The following is a 20486-nucleotide window of genomic DNA, read 5'->3' as shown; positions in this document are numbered from 1 at the left end:
CCGGTCATTACCGGTGCTGAAGCCATTCCGAAATCCGGGGCACCATCTGATTGGTGGGCATATGCTCCATCTTCGGGCCTGGCAGAGAATACAGGAAATACTTTCCGTAGTAGGACTCCAGAATTCGCGTATCATATACAATTACGATACCGCGGTCCTGAGAGGAACGCACAAGCCGTCCAAAACCCTGCTTGAAGCGGATTACTGCTTGCGGTACAGACAGCTTCATAAAAGGATTCTTCTTCTGCTGCTGCAGCCTTTCGCTCTTGGCTTCCACCAGTGGATGGTTCGGGGGTTGGAACGGCAGACGCACGATAGCCAGACTCGTTAGAGCCTCACCGGGTATATCCACGCCTTCCCAGAAGCTGCTTGTACCGAGCAGGACAGAGGCCTGCTGGCCCTGAAATCTCCGGGTTAGCTTGGTCCGGTTCCCGCTGTCCACCCCTTGTCCAATGACAGTGATCCCCTGAGCGGACAGAACCTCCTTCAGCGGATCATACACCTGTCTCAGCATCCGGTATGACGTGAACAGTACGAGCATCCGACCCTCCGTAGCCACCGCCGAGTCTGCGAGAGACTGCACAAGTGTGTTCACAAAATGATCGTCCCCGACACTGCCCTTCACACTCGGGAAATCCCGGGGGATGACAAGCAGAGCCTGTTCCCTGTACTTGAACGGGGAAGGAAGCAGTGAAGTGAGCAGCTTATCCTGCTCGGAAGCTTCCGTTAGACCCAGCTGTTCGATCATGTACTGGAACGACTTATCTACGGATAAGGTGGCAGAAGTCATGATGACACTTTTCTTTTTGTCAAAAAACAGGGCTTTAAGCTGTTCGCTTACCTCTACAGGCACCGCAAAAATCTGCAGAGACCGGCTTCGGTAATGACCGTTACCCTCAAGCCAGTAGACGGTCTCCTCATTGTCAAGCTTCATAAATGAACGAATACTGTCCCTCTCTGCTCCCAAATCCTTGAAAAGTCCACTGATATCCGTCACCAGGCTCTCGGAGCTGTAGTTGTCGTCATCATCCTTCAGCTCATTCACCATACGTTCACCCTTGCGGATTACCGTGCCCATGGTCATATAGATCTGATTCTCGATTTCACTAAGCGCATCCCAATTCTTAGGCTTCTTGTGCGGAAGCAGACGAAGCACGAACTGTCCCGGATCTCCCGGAGCCGCATCGCTTCGCTCAGGCATAAGTCCGAACAATTGATCGCTGAGACGATCCCAGCTCTCCTTGATCTCAAGAATCTCCGGGTACAGATTATCAATCACGCTTACCCACTCACTTGCTTTCTCAGACCCACTGGTCTGAAGCTGGGCCCGCAGGTTAGGGAGCTGCCCGGTTCGGCTGTCCTTGTAGAGGCGGGTCAAGGTATGCACGACGGTGAAGTACTTCATATTCATACCTAAATGCTTGCCTGCTACTTCTTCCAGATGGTGCGCCTCATCAATTACAAGACGTTCATAACTTGGAAGCAGCTGATGCCCCGCTTTCACATCTGTGAACAGCTTGGAGTGATTCGTGATTACCACATCAGCCACACCTGCCTCATGTTTGGCTTTATGGTAGAAGCACTTGCGGAACCACGGGCATGAGCGGCCGAGGCATGAATCCGATTCGCTGGCAACCGTCTCCCAGAAATCAGCCCCCCGGTTACCCTGGTTCAGTTCTTCATCATCGCCCGTCTCGGTCTGGGTCAGCCATACGATCATCTGAGCGGCTATCATTACCTCTTCCTTGGGTGTCGCGAAGTCTCTCTTGTTTATTTTATGTTCAAATTTGCGCAGACACAAATAATGCCCCCGTCCTTTGAAGATGGCTGCCCGAAATGGAAAAGGAACCACGTCCGTGAGCAGAGGAATATCCCTCTCGCGAAGCTGCTCTTGCAGGTTAATAGTATGTGTACTTACCATAACCTTCTCTTCAGACTTAACGCTGTGATAAATTGCAGGCAGCAGGTAACCGAGTGACTTCCCTGTGCCGGTGCCCGCTTCAACCAGGAGGTGCTTCTCCTCATCAAAGGCCTGCATGACGTCTCCAAGCATAATATTCTGAGCTTCCCGCTCCTCGTAACCGGGAAGTTTGCCCTTCAAATTGGCACGAACCTCATCCATGAACTGTTCGAAAGACTTATCCTCAAGAGGATTATCGAAATCATCACTCCGCGGAGGCTTGATATCGATCCAATCTTCAGTACGAAGCGCGAATTGACGATAGTACGTATAGCCATCGGTTGAAGGATCCGTCTCCCGTTCTCTGTCCTGCAGTGCAGCATCATAGAACCATCCCAGATCACTGTCCTCGCCTGAGAACAGGTCAGACAGCCGCTGCAAAGCAAGCAGAGGAAGCTCATCAATTTCTTCCAGACATTTAATAAATATAAGTGCGGTTGCCAAAGCATCGGAATCCGCTTGATGCGGTCTCTCATGAGTTATTCCGAATTCACCCGACACAAAGCCAAGCTGATACGAGGTAAGCGAAGGAAACATCACTTTCAGGAAATCCATCGTATCCAGAATTCTGCCGGTAAAGGGCAAATAGCCCGTCTTGTCCAAAGCACTCTGCAAGAAATTAAAGTCAAATGCTACATTATGTCCAACGAGGACCACATCGTCCAGCAGAGGGACCATTTCCATCATGACCTCATCCAGTAAGGGTGCGCCATGGACATCCTCATCGGTTATCCCTGTTAGCCCGGAGATAAAAGGCGGGATCGGCACACTTGGCTTCACATAAGAAGAATATACCTGACTAATCGTGCGATCGTGATCTATAATAGCAAGCCCAACTTGAATAATTTCATCAGAGGACTGGTTACCTGTCGTTTCAAAATCGAGAACGGCATATTTCATTATATACTCATTACCTTTCATTCCAGTCTCTCTAACAGCATAACAAAAAAAACTCGGTTTGGAAATTAAGACATGCAAACAAATATTCGCACCCTTTATTCAACGGCAAAAAAACAAAAAAAACGATGCGAATAATCCCCCATCAGTACAGGTCGCATCGTTCATCCAATTAAGATCACTACATTAAGGAAGCAAGCTGAGTTCCGAACTGCAGCGATCCCCTTTTCTGCTGACACACATCCAGATTATTCAAAGGCTCTGTGAATGAAGGATCAATATGATGTGCGAGTGTAAAATATTCCTGCGCCTTGTCCATATGGTTCATCTTCGCCTCAATACAGCCCAGCGCGTTATAAATGATGGATCTAAGCCGCTTATTGTCGGTCAGTGGCAGCACCCACTGAAAATGACGTCCCGCCTCCCGGGTATCATCCATATTCAGATAGGACATGGCCAGGTAAATCCGGGCCAGCAGACTGTCTTGAAACTCCTCGGTAGTACGCGTGAACTGTTCGGCCGCATGGGAATACATCATCAGCTTGTAGTAGCCCTGGCCCTTAATGAAGGATCCCGACTTCATCTCAGGAAGCTCCACAGTCTCAGCGGATTCCGCGAACCCCCAGCTTTTGCGCACATCACTCATTTTCTCCTCAAATGATAACCACTCTTCGATAATGCCATCGCTCATCGTTTTGAGCATCTGCCACTTTTTGCTAAGCTCCTGCTTTTGGTTACCTTTTGCAACTGGGTACATCTCGGCGATTTCCTCCAACATGTCATTCATTTCCGCAAATACATGCTGAAACATCATCTGCATCCCACCCTAAACGAAAATGAAAGCAAGCTGCGGCCCTATGTTCATTTTTTGTTCAGGCGGATGTTTTCATACTTGAAGGAACACCTTAAATAATGGATGACTGCTTAACGGACTGTCGCATGCACCTCGTAGCTCGCGGTCTCAACTGGGCGGTTATTTCCGTCCACGAACAGGACTGTAGGCTTATGATCACGAACTTCCTCCTGGGACATCTGGGCATAGGAAATGATAATGACTGTATCTCCCGGCTGAACCAGTCTTGCTGCCGCTCCATTAAGACAGATTACCCCGCTCCCGCGTGGTCCAGGGATGACATACGTCTCGAGACGGGCACCGTTATTATTGTTTACAATTTGTACTTTCTCATTCTCAAGCAGGTCGGCGCGCTCCATAAGGTTCTCATCGATGGTAATGCTGCCCACGTAGTTAAGGTTCGCCTCCGTTACGGTTGCGCGGTGAATTTTGGATTTCATCATGGTTCTATACATGGGTTGCCACTCCTTTGGTAGTAAGAAGAATATTATCAATCAGGCGAGTTGTTCCGAATTTAACCGCCAGGGCGATTAAGATTTCTACATCCAGATCATTTATTGCGGCATCTGTATGGACTGGAGTAAGTGACGGAAAAGCTAATATATCGACATAATCAATGACAGCCAAGGGCTGAGACTTAATATTACGAATCAGACTTTCACGAATTTCGTCAGTGGTTACTGCCGGATTGCTTTTAATCCAGTCTTCTGCTTCACGGAGAGATCTGGACAGGATAAGTGCCTGCTCCCGCTCTTCTTCGCTTAAATATACATTCCGCGAGCTCAGCGCCAGTCCATCTGACTCACGGACTATGGGGCAGGGAACGATCTTAATATCAAAGTTCAAATCATCCACCATTTGACGAATGACCGCCACCTGCTGGGCATCCTTGAGCCCGAAATATGCTGTATCGGGTGCGACCATATGAAACAGCTTACCCACCACTGTGGTTACCCCGTCGAAATGGCCGGGACGCGAAGCACCGCACAGCTCTTCAGTAAGCTCGGACACAGCGATCTTCGTCTTCGTAGGCTGAGGGTACATCTCCTGCACGCTTGGCAGAAAGACAACATCTACGCCTTCCCGAGCTGCCAAAGCGAGATCCCGCTGCTCATCGCGGGGATAGCGATCCAGATCTTCATTCGGACCGAACTGAATGGGGTTCACAAAAATGCTCAAAACCACAAGGTCATTCTGTTCCCTTGCCTGCTTCAGCAGGCTGGCATGACCATCGTGAAGAAAGCCCATCGTAGGCACAAAGCCTACGGACAGCTCTCGTCCGGCTGTCTTGACGGCGCTGAGCCGCTGCTGTTTCACATACTGCCTTAGATCTGTTACTTTATCTATAACGATCATGACCGGGTGTCCACCTTTCCTTTGCCGTACAATGCATCAACCACGTTCTCCTCAGCGTGGAACACATGCTCTTTCCCCGGGAACTGACCTGATTTGACTTCCCGCACATACTCGCGAATGCCGCTTCGAATTTCATTCCCGATATCCGCGAAGGTCTTGACGAACCGCTTCTCCCGGTAATCCGAATCGTATTTCAGTACATCATGATACACAAGCACTTGGCCATCACATGCCCTGCCCGCCCCGATGCCGATGGTCGGAATGGAGAGCTGTCTGGAAATTTCCGCGGCTACTTCTTCGGTCACCAGCTCGAGAACGACACCGAAGGCCCCAGCTCTCTCCAGCGCCTTGGCATCTTCGAGCAGCCGCCGCGCATCCTTGTCGTCCTTACCCTGAATGCGATAGCCTCCAATTTGGTTCACCGACTGTGGAGTGAGGCCGATATGTCCAAGAACTGGCACACCGGATTTCACAGTGCTCTCGACAGCCAGGCAGATCTCAACTCCACCTTCCATTTTGACAGCGTGGGCGTGACCCTCCTGCATAATTCTTCTAACATTCTTAAGCGTCTCGTCAAGGCCGCCATGATAAGTCATAAAGGGCATATCTGTCACAATAAAAGTCTGCTCAGCCCCGCGTCTAACCGCCCGGGAATGATACACCATATCATCAATAGTTACAGGAACCGTGGAATCGTATCCCAATACAACATTGCCAAGTGAATCACCAACAAGCAGCATATCCACACCAGCTTCCTCTGCCAATCTCGCAGAAGGGTAGTCATAGGCGGTAATCATGGTCAGTTTTTCGCCGTCCTGTTTCATTTTTTTAATCTTTACAATATTTAGCACGGACCTTCATCTCCTCTGGGTATCCCAAATTTAGAAGTATGTGTACACAACAAAAAGAACCTTTCAGCTGTGCACCAAAAAGTCCGAAAAGTCCATAGATCCATAGAAGAGTAACATACGTTCGTCCCTTCTGTCTCGGTCCCTTCGGCTCAGAGCAGAATCCAACGCAACCAGATTCATGATACATCATGTACTATTGCAACTTATTTCGGAGTGCAGTTTGGTCTAGGCCAATACCACCTCGTACGGTCAGTATAGCAGATCGGGTCAACTTTTCAACCGCCAAGTTGCACATCTCCTGAGAATACTGTGAACCTTTCGCCTGCTTTTTCCAGGATCAAGGCTCCATTCCCATCGATGCCTACAGCATATCCGGACACCAGCCCTCTGGAAGTATGCACGGTAACCACCTTGTTAATTGTAACAGACAGGGCTTCCCACAAGTGAGCGATCGGGGTGAATCCCTCCTCCAGATACAGCCGATACAGCTGTTCGAGCTCCGACATTACCGCTCCGATTACGGCTGGCCGGTTAACAGGCTTCCCGCTCTCCAGCTGCAGCGAAGTTACGATGCTTCGCAATTCCTCTGGATAATCTTCTATCGTCATGTTCGCATTTATCCCGATCCCGGCAATGCAGTAACGAATCCGATCATCTTCTGCAACCGACTCCAGAAGAATCCCGCTGATTTTGCGGCCTTGTACAAGCAGATCGTTCGGCCACTTAATTCCGCTCTCAACGCCGGTTGCAGCTTTGATGGCCCTGCATACGGCAACGGCAAATAGCAAGGTTAACTGAGGTGCGCAGGATAAGGGTCGATCAGGTCTTAAGAGCAGGCTCATCCAGATTCCCTTGCCAGGAGGAGAGAAGAACTTACGGCCCAAGCGTCCGCGCCCTCCAGTCTGTTCCTCTGCAATCACCAGCGTCCCTTCAGGAGCGCCCTCTTCAGCAAGCCGCCTAACTTCCTCCTGGGTAGACGTCGTAACCTCCAAGATCTTCAATTGCTTACCGAAGGTAGAAGAATTCATCGCACTCATCAGGCTGATGGGATCCATTCTTGCCGGCTTCTGTATTAATCGGTATCCCCTGCGGGAGACCGCGTCAAATTCATAACCCGCCTCGCGCAGCTTGTTAATCTGCTTCCACACCGCAGTGCGGCTGATGGACAACCGCTTGCTAATTTCTTCACCGGATATATATTCTCCTGGATTCTGCAGCAGCATGTCCAGAACTGTATTAGGCTTCACTCAGATTCACCATCCGTTTCACTTCATTAAGCAAATCTTCCTTGGTATTCGGGACATCTCCCGCCGCAACCGAATAAAGCAACTGCTTCATCAAGCTCCCCAGCCAGGGTCCCCCGGGCCGTCCAGACTCCTCAAGCACCTCGTTGCCTTTGACCTTGAGCTCACGAACATGATGAACAGGAATAGCTGTATGCCAGTCTTCCAGAATCTTAAGCTGCTCCCGGTTGATGGGTAGAAGATGATCAGTCCTATTGGTGGATTCCAATAGGGTCTGCATTCTTGAAATCCAGAGACCGGCCGTACCTTGGCCATAAGCCAGCTCCAATACAACCCAGTGAGGACGGAGCGACTTCTCAATTTCTTCTGCCGACCTACTGTTTCTGGCACGTAGTTGCTCCATCCATTCCTGATCGAACCGGATCAGACTAACCGTACCTTCGGCATCACGGTTGGGGAAGGTCCATTTCTTCAACAGGCCGGGAATAGATTCGGTCTCAATCCCGAGCCCCTGAACAAGCAGGGACAAGCGAAGGTCTGCAGGTACGGCGGGAAGCAGAGGAAGCTTCCTCAGCATGTCAGGCTGAGTCTGAACTTGTACTGTTGGAAGCTTGGAATTCTCAAGCAGCTGGCTTCGGCTTAACAGTTCCAGTCCCCGCAGAGGGTCAGGGCCGTACAGAATCTTCTCGAACTCGGCGCGGATCCGCTCTATAGCGATATAATCCATCTTGTCCCGGTTACGGATTACGGCTCGCCATGTGCTAAGCGTGGGTGTGAATCCGAACACCGATGCGAACCGGATAGCCCGGACCATCCGCAGAGCGTCTTCCTCAAATCTCTCGTCCGCCTCGCCGACACACCGGATTACACCAGCCTTGATATCTTCTCTGCCACAGAAAGGATCAATCAGATTGCCATCGATATCCATGGCCATGGCGTTCATCGTGAAATCCCGCCTTTTCAGGTCTTCAAGAACCGCATCCACAAATTCAACCGCAGCTGGACGCCTGTGATCCTCGTATTCAGTCTCTTTACGAAATGTGGTAACCTCGAAAGCTTGCTTATTAATAAGCACCGTTACCGTTCCATGCTGAAGCCCGGTAGGAATACAGCGTTCGAACAGCTGAATAACCATCTCAGGTCTGGCAGAAGTTGCAATGTCCATATCATGCACCGGTCTTCCCATAACCTCATCCCGTACACAGCCGCCAACCCAGTATGCTTTATGGCCGGCGTCTTCTAGGCGTCTCAGCACCTCTTCACCCGCAGACACCACTCGCGCGTCAACCTGACTCCACTGTTTCACCAAGGTTCATCATCTCCTCACACACAAGACTCCGGGGAGAAGGAGTATCCCTTCCCACCCGGAGTAGTTTAACTGCATACCGAGTTGAGCTTTGGAGCCTTGCGTCCGAGTACCCGGTAATAAATCTGCTCATATTCTTCGGTTATCCGTGCACTGCTGAATTCGTCTCTCGCCCGTACAAGGCAGGCTTCGGCAACCTGCTCGGCGAGCTTGCTATCCGTTAATAGCTTGATGCAGTAGTCCGCCATGGTACGGGTATCTCCAATTGGAGCCAGGAATCCGGTCTGGCCGTGAGATACCAGTTCAGGAATACCTCCAGCTTCTGAGCCGATTGTTGGCACCCCGCAAGCCATAGCTTCCAGGGCAACAAGACCAAAGCTTTCCTTCTCGGAAGGCAGCAGCAGAACATCTGCCATGGATATGACCTGGGCGATCTGATCCTGCTTACCCAGAAAATGAACACGGTCCTCAAGACCCAGCTGCTTAATCTTGCACTGAATCTTCGGCAGCTCTGGTCCTTCACCCACAAACAGCATGCGGGCCGGGACCTCCTTGCTGACCATTGAGAAAATATCAACCACATCACTAACCCTTTTGACAGGTCTGAAGTTAGAGATATGCATAAGAATCTTCTCGTTCGGAGCCGCAAAATCACTTCTTAATGAATCTATTTCACGCGGATAATATATCCGTTTATCGACAAAGTTATAGGTTAAATCAATGTCCCTCGAGATCTCGAGCACTTCCCGGGTCTCTCTCATCAGATCCTCAGAGACGGAAGTCACAGCGTCACTTTCATTAATCGCAAGACGTATCAAATCCTTCAGAGACTCATCCTGCGCTAGTACCGTAATATCAGTCCCGTGAAGCGTGGTCACAACCTTAAGCTCGTCCCCTACCATTTGCTTGGCCAGAAAGGCACACACCGCATGTGGCACAGCATAGTGCACATGAAGGATGTCCAGCTTCTCGCGCTTGGCTACATGAGCCATCTTCGTAGCCAGAGATAAGTCATACGGGGGATAACGGAACACATAATAATCGTTCACTTCAACTTCATGATAAAATATATTTTTCTGAAAAGCTCCTAACCGGAAAGGAACACTATGTGAAATGAAATGCACTTCGTGTCCCTTCTCGGCGAGCAGCTTACCCAGCTCAGTCGCTACAACCCCTGATCCACCAAGTGTGGGATAGCAGGTGATGCCGATTTTTAAAGGTTGGCTCATATCAGGGGCACCTCTTTCTTGTTAGTCTTTAGAACAGTTGAACTTTGTAAGGCGTCTTGACAGCAAAGCCTTCAGCATAAGGAATGAGCCGGCGCTGCCCCAGCAGAGCGTCCCGCGCCTTGACCCGTTCCACATAACCTTGTGTAAGCGGGGTGGCAACTCCGTCTATACCAGGTGTGAACTGGGATTCATAGCAGCGAAGGGAGCGTTCCTTGGTCTCGTAATGCGGCGTGATATCCACGATCAGATCCGGGGTTCTCCAGTCATTGATGAAATAGAAATACAGCTCGTCCACCAATACAGGCGGCTTGTCCGGCATGAATTTGCGCAACTTGGCGTTAAATACGGCCTCTTCCACAAGCTTGCTGCACTGCACATGATCCGGGTGACGATCGTCCCAGTATGGAGCGAAGACAACCCTTGGTCCGTACTCACGAATGACAGAAGTCACTGCGGCAACATGTTCAGCCGTAATGAACAATCCTCGATCCGGCAATTCCAGATTGGTGCGCAGAGTCAGTCCTAATACCTTAGAAGCTGCTTCAGCTTCCTGCAAGCGAAGCTGCACGGTGCCATTGGAGGACATCTCCGCCTGGGTAAGATCACATATACCGACCTTCAGGCCCGCTTCAACATGCTTGGCAATCGTGCCCGCCATCCCTATCTCGGCGTCATCCGCGTGGGCTCCAAAGATCAGGATGTCCAGCTTATCGCTCATGTATTTAACCTTGGACGATGGAGTTCAACCAGCTCCCGCCAGCTAAGGTCTCCCCTGTCCAGTGCTCTGACCAGGATTTCAGCTGAGGCTACGTTAGTGGCAACAGGTATACCATGCACATCGCATAAGCGGAGAAGTGCCGTAATATCTGGCTCATGCGGCTGAGCCATGAGAGGATCGCGCAGGAAGATGACCAGGTCCATTTGATTCTGGGCAATAAGGGCTCCAATCTGCTGGTCTCCACCAAGCGGTCCAGACAAGAACCGGTGTATGCTCAGTTTGGTGTTATCCATAATTCGCTGTCCCGTGGTTCCGGTTGAATATAGATTGTTACCCTCGAATACGTGCTCATAGGCAATAGCGAAGTTGACAATTTCCTCTTTCTTCCGGTCATGGGCGATAAACGCAATATTTAACATGTCGTTATACCCCTCTTAGTCTATAAAGTGTTCAAATCCGTAAATTAATCCTTGATACCCCACAACCTTCTTCACAGCCAAGCTCACACCAGGCATATAACCCGCCCGCTCATAGGAATCATGCCGAATCTTGAGCGTCTGGCCAAAACCGCCAAAAATGACCTCCTGCTGGGCGAACACTCCCGGAAGCCGCACACTGTGAATGCGGAAGCCGTTATAGTATCCGCCCCGAGAGCCTTCAATGGTCTCCTCTTCGTTCGGGTTGCCTTGACGAAGTTCTTCGCGATTCTGGGAGATTAACTCTGCCGTCTTCACCGCTGTACCCGATGGAGCATCCAGCTTCTGATCCCCGTGATACTCGATAATTTCCAGGTTCGGAAAATGCTTGGCAGCCTGTGCGGCAAACTTCATCATAAGAATCGCGCCGATCGAGAAGTTGGGGGCAATGAGGCCTCCAATCCCTTTACTCTTGCACTGCTTGTCCAGATCCTCAATTTGTTCCGGAGTGAAGCCCGTGGTGCCTACCACCGGACACACACCAAGCCGAATCGCAAGCTCTGTATTCGTGTATGCGAATTGGGGTGTCGTGAAGTCCACCAGCACTTGGGCTTTGCTCTCAATCAAAGCCAGCTCCAGATCCGATTGAATCTGGATTCCACAGGCCGGCAGGCCGACCAAGGTGCCCGCGTCCATCCCTTCCCCTGACCGGTTGATGGCGGCCGCAAGCTCAAGCTCGGCATCCTCCAGTACCATTTTAACGACTTCTTTCCCCATTCGGCCTGCAGCTCCAGCTACGGCCACTCTGATCTTCGTTGTCATATTCATGCTCCTCACTGTCCACTAGGATGATGATTGTTCGAGATAAGTTGAAATCCGTTGTTCCCATAATTTAAGTTCATGAATGGAACCGTCTGCCCCTATCACTCGGGGTGGGTGCGAACAGCCCAGTACAATGTCCGGCGCTCCGGTGTCAGGATTAGACTGCACCCTTCTCATCTCCGCTGCTGTTCCTTCAGCATATGACGATAAGGGCTATTCGGTGTCTATCCGGGTCCAGCGGTCCGCATCCCTGGTATTGAACTTATGCATGATCTTGTCGTGCGCTTCGGTCAGGTTGATCCCCAAGGAATTTGCAAAACAGATCGTAATAAACAAAATATCGCCGAGCTCCAGCTCAATAGAGTTGTCAGCTTCTGTTGCCTTCTTAGGCTTCTCACCATAAGTGTGGTTCACTTCCCTTGCCAGTTCGCCAACTTCTTCGCTCATTCTTGCCATAAGTGCAAGCGGGCTGAAATAACCTTCTTTGAACTGGGATATGTACTTGTCAACCTCACGCTGAAGTTCTGCGAGTGATTTTTCGGCCATCCTTATCCTTATCCCCCTAGGCTACCCGAAGGTTTTACCCCTATGTTATCGTAAAGAAGTTTTGAAAACAAATTCTTTTTTTAAACGCTGCCTAAAAAAGGTATACTACAAGATGGGACAACAAAAGCCCCTATCCTACAACAAGCGAGGGATTGCATGTCTACCAACCATATAGTCCGTGTATCAAGAACTATTTTGCCTATACTGCTCGGTACAGCCATTTATGCTTTTGGTCTGCTCTACTTCATTATTCCCAACAAGCTTATGGAAGGTGGAGTTACCGGGATCACGATTCTCCTGAAATATGCATTCGCTATATCTCCATCACTTTCAACATTAATCCTGAATATCCCGCTATTCCTGTTAGGCTGGAAGGTATTGGGGAGCCGGCAGATTGTATATACCGGAATAGGGATAGGCTCCCTGACGTTTTTTCTGTGGTTATTCGAGCTTATGATCAGAAAAGGCTGGATTGTCCCTTTTGCCACGCAGCATGATTACATACTCGCTTCACTTTATGCCGGGGTGACCCTCGGAACGGGTCTTGGCCTAGTCTTCCGCTTTGGGGGTACCACTGGCGGATCTGACATCATTGCCCGGATCTGCAACCGGAAATACGGCTGGAGCATGGGGCAGGTTATTTTGGCTCTGGACGTAATTATTATTGGGATCTCCCTGCTCTATATTAGAAAAGAACAGATTCTGTACACCTTGGTAGCCGTCTTCATAGCGTCCAAAGTCATTGATTTTATTCAGGAAGGGGCCTATTCAGCGAAAGCATTCACCATAATCAGTGACCATGCACCTGAGATCGCCGACTTGATTACAAGAGACATGGACCGGGGGGTTACACTGATTCCAGCAGTAGGAGCCTACTCCAAGCAGGCGAAGCACATGGCCTACTGTGTGGTTGCAAGGCAAGAAATACGCAGATTGACCCAAATTGCCAAATCCGTAGATCCAAGAGCGTTCATCATTATTAACGATGTCCATGATGTTCATGGCGAGGGATTTAGAGAGGATTAGCTGATAAAAGAAGGGTAAGGTCATCGTGATTCACGGTGAGCCTTACCCTTTTATTCATACCCGGCTATAGACGCCAGCCCGATCTTCCTTTATTCCCAGCAGCTGGCCTTACTTCCTGGTAAGCATTGTAATTCCGGATGCCGGTATAAGTTAAGGCTACAATAATCCAGCCTCCGATAAGCAGACCCCATTGCCATGGATTTGAAGTTCCCGTTAATGGCAGCATCGTTGGTTCAGTCCGCTTCTTGCCGAACAGATCATGAATTACATCAGTTCCACCGCTTAGCGCCCCACCGAGCGCCTGGGGATCTACCGTCTTCCCTCCGCACAGATTCTCCATATAAGACATCCATGAGTCCGCCCGGGTGATTAAGGAAGGTTCCCGCTGTATGACGGCAGCTGGCCGGATGGTCTCATAATGCTCTTTGAGCTGGTTAAAAGCTTGCTTCACCCTGACTGCATCCGCTCCTGTCCTGGCTTCAGACAGTTGTCTAAGATCATCCGTGAACAGCTTGTAATACTGGATCCACAACGTCTGCTCCTTGTGCAGCAGACTGTCAATCGCCAGCCGGAGCCTGGATGAAGTCATTCTCCATTCCTCAGGCTGGGACTGACTTCGGGCAAGCGCCTCACGCGTGTCCATAATCGTCTCAGAAAGCGCATGGATCCCTTCTACTGAGGTCAGACCCTGGAAAGAAAGCGTCTGTACGACCTTGACGATGGTATCCATTTCAAGCTGGGCTTTCGCTCCATTGCCATCCTGCATATATCGGTACAGAGCCTCAGAAGCGCTATCAAGCTCTTTCATCTTCGCGTTATGTGCGGCATCATGATGAGCCGAAGCTTTGCCAGACGGCAGGACAACAACGACAGCCACAATAATCAGTCCAATGAGCAAGGACAGACAGCTGTGCCGAATTGTCTCCACGGACATCCCCTCCTATACCCCCATATCTATGACAGTCTGTCCCTGCCTAGAACCAAGCCTTAAGGAAGCATAGAGCGGTCGCGCTGTCTAAGGGCAAGCCAGCCGGCCAGGATACTGAGCAGAGTCAGAATCACTGTGAAGTTGCGCACGCTGACCAGATCGTCCATCAACTGCACGGGCAGCCATGGGAATACACCATATGTATAATCTACCATGTCGTTCAGCAGAGTCCATAGCCCCGCACCAAGAAGTCCTATTGCTCCAAATTTATAGAACCTGACAAAGAGCAGTGCCTCAATGGCCATAGCTGTGTGTGACGCAACCAGCATCCAGTCCTGCCACCCAATCATGTTCCCTTGATAGGCCCCCGCAAAAATGATACTTACTGCCCAAACACCGTACTTCACACTGGTGACTACAGCAAGGGACTCGATAAGAACCCGAATCGCGCCGAATTTCTTGAGCGGTTCAGACCACAGCAGGAAACATAGAGACAAGGTGAAGAACAGGCTTGCCGTCGGGCTGTCCGGAACAAAAATCACCTGCCAGAGCGGGTTATGCGTCACAGTATAGTCAATTTGATGACCATACCAGTAGTAGCCATAAATCGTGCCAAGCAGATTGAAAATAAACAAAAGCAACAGAAAGCCTCGGCTGGTCAGGAACTCCCGGCTCAACCAATATGAAATATTCACTTACAATCCCCCTTATCTTATCTGAGAATAACGGATGTGATTGATAAAATACAAGACTCAAAAAAAACCTGACCGCTGATAAACGGTCAGGTTCTCTGAAATAGGTATCTTATTTGGCTTCAGCCTTCTGCTTCGAGAGCCATTCGGCCAGATGATCGATATCCTGGTCGCTGAGCCCCGCGCTCTTGGCTGTGCCATACATGGCAGGCATGTTGCCTTCAGGACCATTTTTACCTTCTTTGATGATGGTAAGAATTGCGGCCTTGTCAAGCTCATCCCCAACACCCCGAAGCGAAGGACCGCTAGCCCCTTTCAAATCGGCTGCATGACAGGAGATACAAGTTGCTTTCTTGAAGGTCTCCATTGCCGGATCATCCTTATCCACAATTGCAACCTCTTCGGCCTTAACTGCGTTGGATGGTGCCGGAAGCCCTTTCTCCCGAGCTTCGAGAGCCTTCTCAATCCGGCGCTCTTCCTCCGGCTTCATGCCAGTCTTCTCGAGCTCATGCTTGTAATGCGTCCACGCAAAGTTCGTCAGATAGACAGTTGCGACCAAGGACAAGAGCATGATTGCGGAAGCGATCGGTCTGCGGTAGAAACGGCGTTCTTTGCCACGGTCCAGGAAGGGAGCCAGCAGCAAGCCACCGAAGGCTACGCCAGGCACACCAAGTGTACCCAGAACGATATAATCACCTGAAGCATATGGATACTTCAGATATTGATACAAGAATAAGAAATACCAGTCTGGCATCGGGATGACCGAAGCCGTTGGGTTAGCCGGGAAACCAAGTGGCGCAGGCTCTGAAATGGTAAGTACCAGGAAGCCTACAAGGACCACAACGCCAACCATCCATTCTTTTAATAGGAAGTTAGGTATAAATGCTTCGGACTTCCCCGGGTAAGCTGTATAGTCGGGCGGAGTAATAAATCCATTCCCTTTGCGTACCCTCGAATCGCCGACAAACACGATCTTTTCGTTCGATTTGCCATCGTGACCCATGATCATTGCCTCCCTTCTCTTAAGAATATCTTATAGCGGTCCGGAAATCCCCTGTCTGCGGATCATAATGAAATGTCCTACCAGAAGGATAAGCAACACGGCCGGAAGGAAGAACACATGAATAGCGAAGAATCGCGTCAGCGTCTGCGCACCTACGATCGTACCGCCCTGCAGCAGTTCCTTGATGATTGGACCAAGTACAGGAACCGAGTTCGCAATCTCCAGTGTAACTTTGGTTGCAAAGTAAGACTTGTTATCCCATGGAAGCAGGTAACCTGTAAGGCCAAGACCGATCATAACGAAGAAGATCAGCATTCCCACAACCCAGTTCATCTCGCGAGGCGCCTTGTAAGAGCCTGTAAAGAATACCCGCAAGGTATGTAAGAACATCATTACAATTACCAGACTTGCTCCCCAGTGGTGCATCCCGCGGACAATCTGTCCAAATGCCACCTTAGTCTGCAGGAATTCAACGCTGGCATAAGCATTAATAATATCAGGTACATAGTACATAGTCAGGAACATTCCCGACAGAATCTGGATCACCGTAATAAAGAACGTCAAGCCGCCGAAACAGTATACAAAAGCGGAAAAGTGATGTGCCGGGTTCACGTGTTCAGGTACTTCGTGGTCAGCCACATCTCTCCAAATCGGCGTAATATCCAGACGTTCGTCAACCCAGTTGTAGACACTCTTCAACATCTGACTCTACGCCTCCTTATTTAGCTCGAGTATTAGGAACGATATCGCCTAAGTACACCCAATCTTTGTCAATCTTAACCTGGTATTCATCAAGCGGCTTCGGTGCAACAGAAAGGTTCTTCCCATCTTTCGTATACTGTGCCCCGTGACATGGACAATGGTATTCATTCGGGAATGCTTTGTTGTTGTTCCAGCCAACCGTGCAGCCCAAGTGTTTGCAGATGGGTGAAAGCGCATAAATTTTTCCGCTTTCATCTTTGCGGATCCAAGCCGTCAATGATGCTGTGCTTGCATACCATCCATCCTGCTGCTGCAGTTCAAAAGAGAACTCCTGCGGCTCCTCTGTGACCTTGCTTACTTCCACAACCTTTACATAGTTACCTTCCGTCTTCTTGTGCAGAACCGGATCTACAGCAAAGCGAAGCATCGGCAGTACTACTCCACCTGCCATGTAGGCCGTAGCTCCCCCCAGCGTGTAAGTCAGAAATTGTCTGCGGGACATTTCTTTTCTCTTATTGGGTGGTCTGTGCGATGATTCGTGATGGTCATGCTGATTGCTCATACTGTCTTCAACCCCCTTTTTCCGAACCATTTCTCTCGATATCAATGATAAAAATCACACGAAATACTAGGACATTATTATAATATATTAGGCTCTCTAGAGCGTCAAGAATTTACAGTGCTTGTTCGTTAACAGTATGGTCACATTTTCGATGAAATGTCGATATTTCGTCACATTTAGGCCTCTTGGCCGCTAAACCATAAGCGCTGAATTTCCTCCATGACGGCTGCTGTTGGAGTCTGCCCGGCAGAACTCTCAAATCGGCCAGGAGTAACTACTAAATCGCTTTCATAAATAACCTCGGGGTCCAGCTCTATCTCGGCTGAGACTACAATGACGTATTTGAAGCCAGCCGACTTGACATTAGCACACACAGCATTAATTTGTCCCATAATGTCTTCCTTCCCGTATTGAATAGCGGGATAAGTTACGACTCTTCCTTTGAAAGGGATCTCTACCCATTCCATTACATCTCTTAGCCGTTCAAGTGAATATACAACTTCAAAAGGTTGTTCCCCGCCAGTAAGTCCGGTAACAGGCAAGAGGCAGGTATCCAGATAGGGCTTCAGTTCTCCCCATTCCGCGGGATGAATCTCGCTAAATTTCATTATGACTCTCCTCTCTCTATCCCTATTATACATGGAAAGAAACCGATGAGAACAAATGGACGCATAAAAAATAGAAGAAATGCACAAGGCATTTCTTCTATTTTTCCAGGGTCCTTAATTCTTCGGTAAGAAGGCGGAAGGCCTCTTCATCCCCTTTTGCCAAAGCAGAATCGATTTCACAGTGAAGCTGCTCTGCCCGATATTTCTTCAACGCCTCGTCCCACACCATTTCTGCTGCCAGACCCAGCATAACCTCATAAGTAACTTTCATCTGATCCATAGGATGCACCTCCAGCCAATGTTAAGAGCTCCTATATTCTCTTCCTTTCACCACATAGCTGTCTGTAGTCAGCGCCATCCGGCGTAGATCCTCTTCCGTTAGCTCGCGGACCACTTTAGCGGGTGAACCCAGGGAAAGAGTATAGGGTGGAATTTTACGGTTCTCCGTTATTAGCGAGCCGGCTCCTATTAAAGCATATTCGCCGATCTCTGCTCCGTTTAAACAAATAGCCCCCATCCCAATTAAAGTGCCTTTGCCTATCGTACAGCCATGTATAATTGCACCATGCCCGACCGATACGTCATCGGCAACGATAAGGGGCTGCCCCGTATTCACGTGGGCTATGACACCATCCTGCAAATTGCTGCGTTCTCCAATTATAATTGGAGCCAGATCCCCTCTTAGGACCGCGTTAAACCATATACTAGAATCCCTGCCAATCCGGACGTCTCCGGCCAGTCTTGCACCTTCAGCTACATAAACAGATGGATCCACGAAAGGGGTTTTCCCCATATAAGAAATGTACATCGAATCACTCTCACTCCTATCATGGTAAGTTCAGAATTGGAGTGATCTTAGCAAGCCTGTCCCCTCTTGTCAAACGGGCTCTTCTGACCTATTTTGAAGCATAGGTATTACAGTCTTCCCATAAGCAGTAATCTGCACATAACGCTCCCTCTCCTTATCCTCACCTACCCTGATCAGGCCGAGATGCAGCATCATCTTTAAGGTGCGTTCCTCGAAAATTGATGCCGAAGTATCGTAATAGTAAGGTCTGATCAACCTGTCCATACTTTGGCTAAGGGAAGTTACAGTTACCCATTCCTGTGTACAGCAATAGATCCAGTACATCAGGGATAGCAGATTTGGAATTGCTGCTTTGTAAGTTTTTAACCAAAAGCGTACTAAATGTATCAGAGATTCACGTTTTTCCTCCAAAACAAATCGTTCACCGAGTGATGTAAGCTTCAGCCGAAAATCCTTTTCCTCAATCAGCCTTTGGGAGTATGCGTAATCATACAGAAGAGACAGGCGATCCGGATAGTATTTGAAGGTTCGTCCATAGCCAAATCTCCAGCCCCCTTTGCCCACCAAAGGTTCATTCACATGCAGGCTGTCCATCAGCTGCATCTGATTGCGGCGGTACATAATTCCCTCCTGATTCAATAGAAGCTCGTTCTTGGAAATATAATACAAGATCAGGTACAAATCCTCCACGGCCAGGTTATGCTCCTCACGTATGGCACTAGGCTCTGCGCCGATCCTGACTTCATCCTTCAGACGCTGTCCCAGCACTTCCCTGAAGCGGAGCTTCAGATCTTCGGGCACCTCGAACAGGAATTTCGTATTCTGGGATGAACCGTTGAAGAGCCAGCCTCTCTGCCTGAATCTTGTAATAATATCTCTTGGATTCTCCTTCTCCTTCGCATCCTCTGTAAAGCGGGTGTGCTGAGCACGGGCCATCAGTTCTTCCAAGCTGTAGTGCTGACGATGATCAAAGAGCAGCGTATTCAGGAAACGGAAGTCCTCGGCACTAAGCTTGCTCACATGTTCTTCTATAAACTCCCTCCTGCCTATCTGGTGCAGTATGGATTGAATCAGCTCATTTTTGGAATTTCCATTGCAGCTGCATTGATAGTGATTAGCTATTTTGCTAAGCTGTGCAATATCCGTATAAGTAAGCATTTCCGCCAGATTCATAGTTTCATCGCCTCACCGTTTTACTACCATTATGGGAAGGTTTCGGAGTTTTATTCCGCCTGAAATAAAAAAAATAACCCGCTTTCGCGGATTATTGATCGTTCTCTTGAAGATGCTTCAAGCAGTTATACAGCCTGGCTTCCCAGGTATGTTCACTTTTCTCCAATATGGTCAATGAGAGATTCCCGATTCTCTCCGTCAACATATCTTGATAAAGCGCGGTATAGAGCTGGGCTAACAGGCCGCCATGAGAGATAACCAGCACGTTCTTGTCAGCATAACGCTCTCCAAGCTCTGTCAGAAAGGCGAGCGCTCTTGCCTGAACCTCCTGGTCTTTCTCCTGACCAAGATCCTGAAGTCGCCAGTCTATGCCCCATAGGGTCTCTCTCTCCTCCGAAGTCATCCCTTCAACTTGACCAAAAGCACGCTCCATCAGACGCGAGTCTGGATCATAGACCGGAATACCAAGTTCCGCAGCAATGATCTCCCCGCTCTCCTGAGCTCTGGACAGGCCGCTTGTAATGACAAAATCCCATTTGTATGGCTCATCCTTAAGTCTTCTGGCAAGCAGTGATGCCTGTCTTCTTCCTTCCTCATTCAGCGGTATGTCGCTCTGTCCCTGGATCTTCCCTAGCGCGTTCCAATCTGTCAGGCCATGACGTATTAAGCCAACTAGCATGAATGAACAGCCTCCTTGTGTCTTCGTGTTATGCAGATGGGTTGTAATAAAAGTGGCAAACGCCACTCCTGTCTACTGGGCAGACATGAGCAGCATTTGCCGCGGGT

At 49.4% G+C, this 20486-nt stretch carries 23 protein-coding genes; 1 reads left to right on the top strand and 22 read right to left on the bottom strand.

All coding sequences use genetic code 11. The features are described 5' to 3' along the window. Positions 1-7: 7 nt before the first annotated feature. From dinG to LDO05_RS08570, 12 genes are all read right to left on the bottom strand, one after another. Complete coding sequence (gene dinG, locus LDO05_RS08625; protein ID WP_251378672.1) at positions 8-2860, bottom strand: ATP-dependent DNA helicase DinG; 2853 nt, start codon at positions 2858-2860, stop codon at positions 8-10. 178 nt (positions 2861-3038) lie between these two features. After that, positions 3039-3671: a tetratricopeptide repeat protein gene (locus tag LDO05_RS08620; protein ID WP_251378423.1), complete on the bottom strand. Its 633-nt coding sequence runs from the start codon at positions 3669-3671 to the stop codon at positions 3039-3041. Positions 3672-3781: 110 nt separating this feature from the next. Then, the gene (panD, locus tag LDO05_RS08615) at positions 3782-4165 is read right to left on the bottom strand and encodes an aspartate 1-decarboxylase (protein WP_251378422.1); all 384 of its coding nucleotides are present in this window, start codon (positions 4163-4165) and stop codon (positions 3782-3784) included. Beyond that, positions 4158-5066, bottom strand: a complete 909-nt coding sequence (panC, locus tag LDO05_RS08610; RefSeq protein ID WP_251378421.1) for a pantoate--beta-alanine ligase — start codon at positions 5064-5066, stop codon at positions 4158-4160. The genes panD and panC overlap by 8 nt, the downstream gene beginning before the upstream one ends. Next, positions 5063-5917, bottom strand: a complete 855-nt coding sequence (gene panB, locus LDO05_RS08605; protein WP_346657634.1) for a 3-methyl-2-oxobutanoate hydroxymethyltransferase — start codon at positions 5915-5917, stop codon at positions 5063-5065. Before panB ends, panC begins: the two co-directional genes overlap by 4 nt. A gap of 275 nt (positions 5918-6192) precedes the next feature. Then, a complete protein-coding gene (locus LDO05_RS08600; RefSeq protein WP_251378671.1) occupies positions 6193-7140 on the bottom strand; it encodes a biotin--[acetyl-CoA-carboxylase] ligase in 948 nt (315 codons plus the stop codon). Between the two features lie 13 nt (positions 7141-7153). Next, positions 7154-8467, bottom strand: a complete 1314-nt coding sequence (locus tag LDO05_RS08595; protein WP_251378670.1) for a CCA tRNA nucleotidyltransferase — start codon at positions 8465-8467, stop codon at positions 7154-7156. A gap of 68 nt (positions 8468-8535) precedes the next feature. Then, positions 8536-9696, bottom strand: a complete 1161-nt coding sequence (gene bshA, locus LDO05_RS08590; RefSeq protein ID WP_251378419.1) for an N-acetyl-alpha-D-glucosaminyl L-malate synthase BshA — start codon at positions 9694-9696, stop codon at positions 8536-8538. A gap of 28 nt (positions 9697-9724) precedes the next feature. Further along, positions 9725-10414, bottom strand: a complete 690-nt coding sequence (bshB1, locus tag LDO05_RS08585; RefSeq protein ID WP_251378418.1) for a bacillithiol biosynthesis deacetylase BshB1 — start codon at positions 10412-10414, stop codon at positions 9725-9727. Further along, positions 10411-10833: a methylglyoxal synthase gene (gene mgsA, locus LDO05_RS08580; protein WP_251378417.1), complete on the bottom strand. Its 423-nt coding sequence runs from the start codon at positions 10831-10833 to the stop codon at positions 10411-10413. The genes bshB1 and mgsA overlap by 4 nt, the downstream gene beginning before the upstream one ends. A 15-nt stretch (positions 10834-10848) precedes the next feature. Beyond that, on the bottom strand, positions 10849-11652 hold the full coding sequence (dapB, locus tag LDO05_RS08575) for a 4-hydroxy-tetrahydrodipicolinate reductase (RefSeq protein ID WP_251378416.1): 804 nt from the start codon (positions 11650-11652) through the stop codon (positions 10849-10851). A gap of 213 nt (positions 11653-11865) precedes the next feature. Then, positions 11866-12198 carry a nucleotide pyrophosphohydrolase gene (locus tag LDO05_RS08570; RefSeq protein ID WP_251378415.1) on the bottom strand — a complete coding sequence of 111 codons (333 nt, stop codon included), beginning with the start codon at positions 12196-12198 and terminating at the stop codon, positions 11866-11868. A 156-nt stretch (positions 12199-12354) separates the two neighbouring features. Between LDO05_RS08570 and LDO05_RS08565 the strand changes: the two genes are divergently transcribed. After that, positions 12355-13224, top strand: coding sequence for a YitT family protein (locus tag LDO05_RS08565; RefSeq protein WP_251378414.1), 870 nt, complete (start codon positions 12355-12357; stop codon positions 13222-13224). Between the two features lie 64 nt (positions 13225-13288). On the opposite strand, the gene LDO05_RS08560 is transcribed toward LDO05_RS08565, so the two are convergent. The 10 genes from LDO05_RS08560 to LDO05_RS08515 form a co-directional block, all read right to left on the bottom strand. Then, complete coding sequence (locus tag LDO05_RS08560; RefSeq protein ID WP_251378413.1) at positions 13289-14152, bottom strand: sporulation protein YpjB; 864 nt, start codon at positions 14150-14152, stop codon at positions 13289-13291. A gap of 59 nt (positions 14153-14211) precedes the next feature. Then, a complete protein-coding gene (locus LDO05_RS08555) occupies positions 14212-14847 on the bottom strand; it encodes a DUF1405 domain-containing protein (RefSeq protein ID WP_251378412.1) in 636 nt (211 codons plus the stop codon). A 109-nt stretch (positions 14848-14956) separates the two neighbouring features. Next, positions 14957-15847: a menaquinol-cytochrome c reductase cytochrome b/c subunit gene (locus tag LDO05_RS08550; protein ID WP_251378411.1), complete on the bottom strand. Its 891-nt coding sequence runs from the start codon at positions 15845-15847 to the stop codon at positions 14957-14959. A 30-nt stretch (positions 15848-15877) separates the two neighbouring features. Beyond that, positions 15878-16549: a menaquinol-cytochrome c reductase cytochrome b subunit gene (gene qcrB / locus LDO05_RS08545; RefSeq protein ID WP_068617160.1), complete on the bottom strand. Its 672-nt coding sequence runs from the start codon at positions 16547-16549 to the stop codon at positions 15878-15880. Positions 16550-16565: 16 nt separating this feature from the next. Then, positions 16566-17111: a Rieske (2Fe-2S) protein gene (locus LDO05_RS08540; protein WP_251378410.1), complete on the bottom strand. Its 546-nt coding sequence runs from the start codon at positions 17109-17111 to the stop codon at positions 16566-16568. 176 nt (positions 17112-17287) lie between these two features. Continuing rightward, a complete protein-coding gene (locus LDO05_RS08535; protein WP_251378409.1) occupies positions 17288-17719 on the bottom strand; it encodes a DUF2487 family protein in 432 nt (143 codons plus the stop codon). 97 nt (positions 17720-17816) lie between these two features. Next, on the bottom strand, positions 17817-17999 hold the full coding sequence (locus LDO05_RS08530; RefSeq protein ID WP_251378408.1) for an IDEAL domain-containing protein: 183 nt from the start codon (positions 17997-17999) through the stop codon (positions 17817-17819). 21 nt (positions 18000-18020) lie between these two features. Then, on the bottom strand, positions 18021-18527 hold the full coding sequence (locus tag LDO05_RS08525) for a gamma carbonic anhydrase family protein (protein ID WP_251378407.1): 507 nt from the start codon (positions 18525-18527) through the stop codon (positions 18021-18023). Positions 18528-18596: 69 nt separating this feature from the next. Then, complete coding sequence (locus LDO05_RS08520) at positions 18597-19700, bottom strand: hypothetical protein (protein WP_251378406.1); 1104 nt, start codon at positions 19698-19700, stop codon at positions 18597-18599. A gap of 91 nt (positions 19701-19791) precedes the next feature. Continuing rightward, positions 19792-20379, bottom strand: coding sequence for a histidine phosphatase family protein (locus LDO05_RS08515; protein WP_251378405.1), 588 nt, complete (start codon positions 20377-20379; stop codon positions 19792-19794). Between the last annotated feature and the right edge of the window lie 107 nt (positions 20380-20486).

The organism is Paenibacillus sp. YPG26, assembly GCF_023704175.1.
In the GTDB taxonomy this organism is placed as follows: Bacteria; Bacillota; Bacilli; order Paenibacillales; family Paenibacillaceae; genus Fontibacillus.
This window is presented reverse-complemented; position numbering and strand designations above follow the sequence as displayed.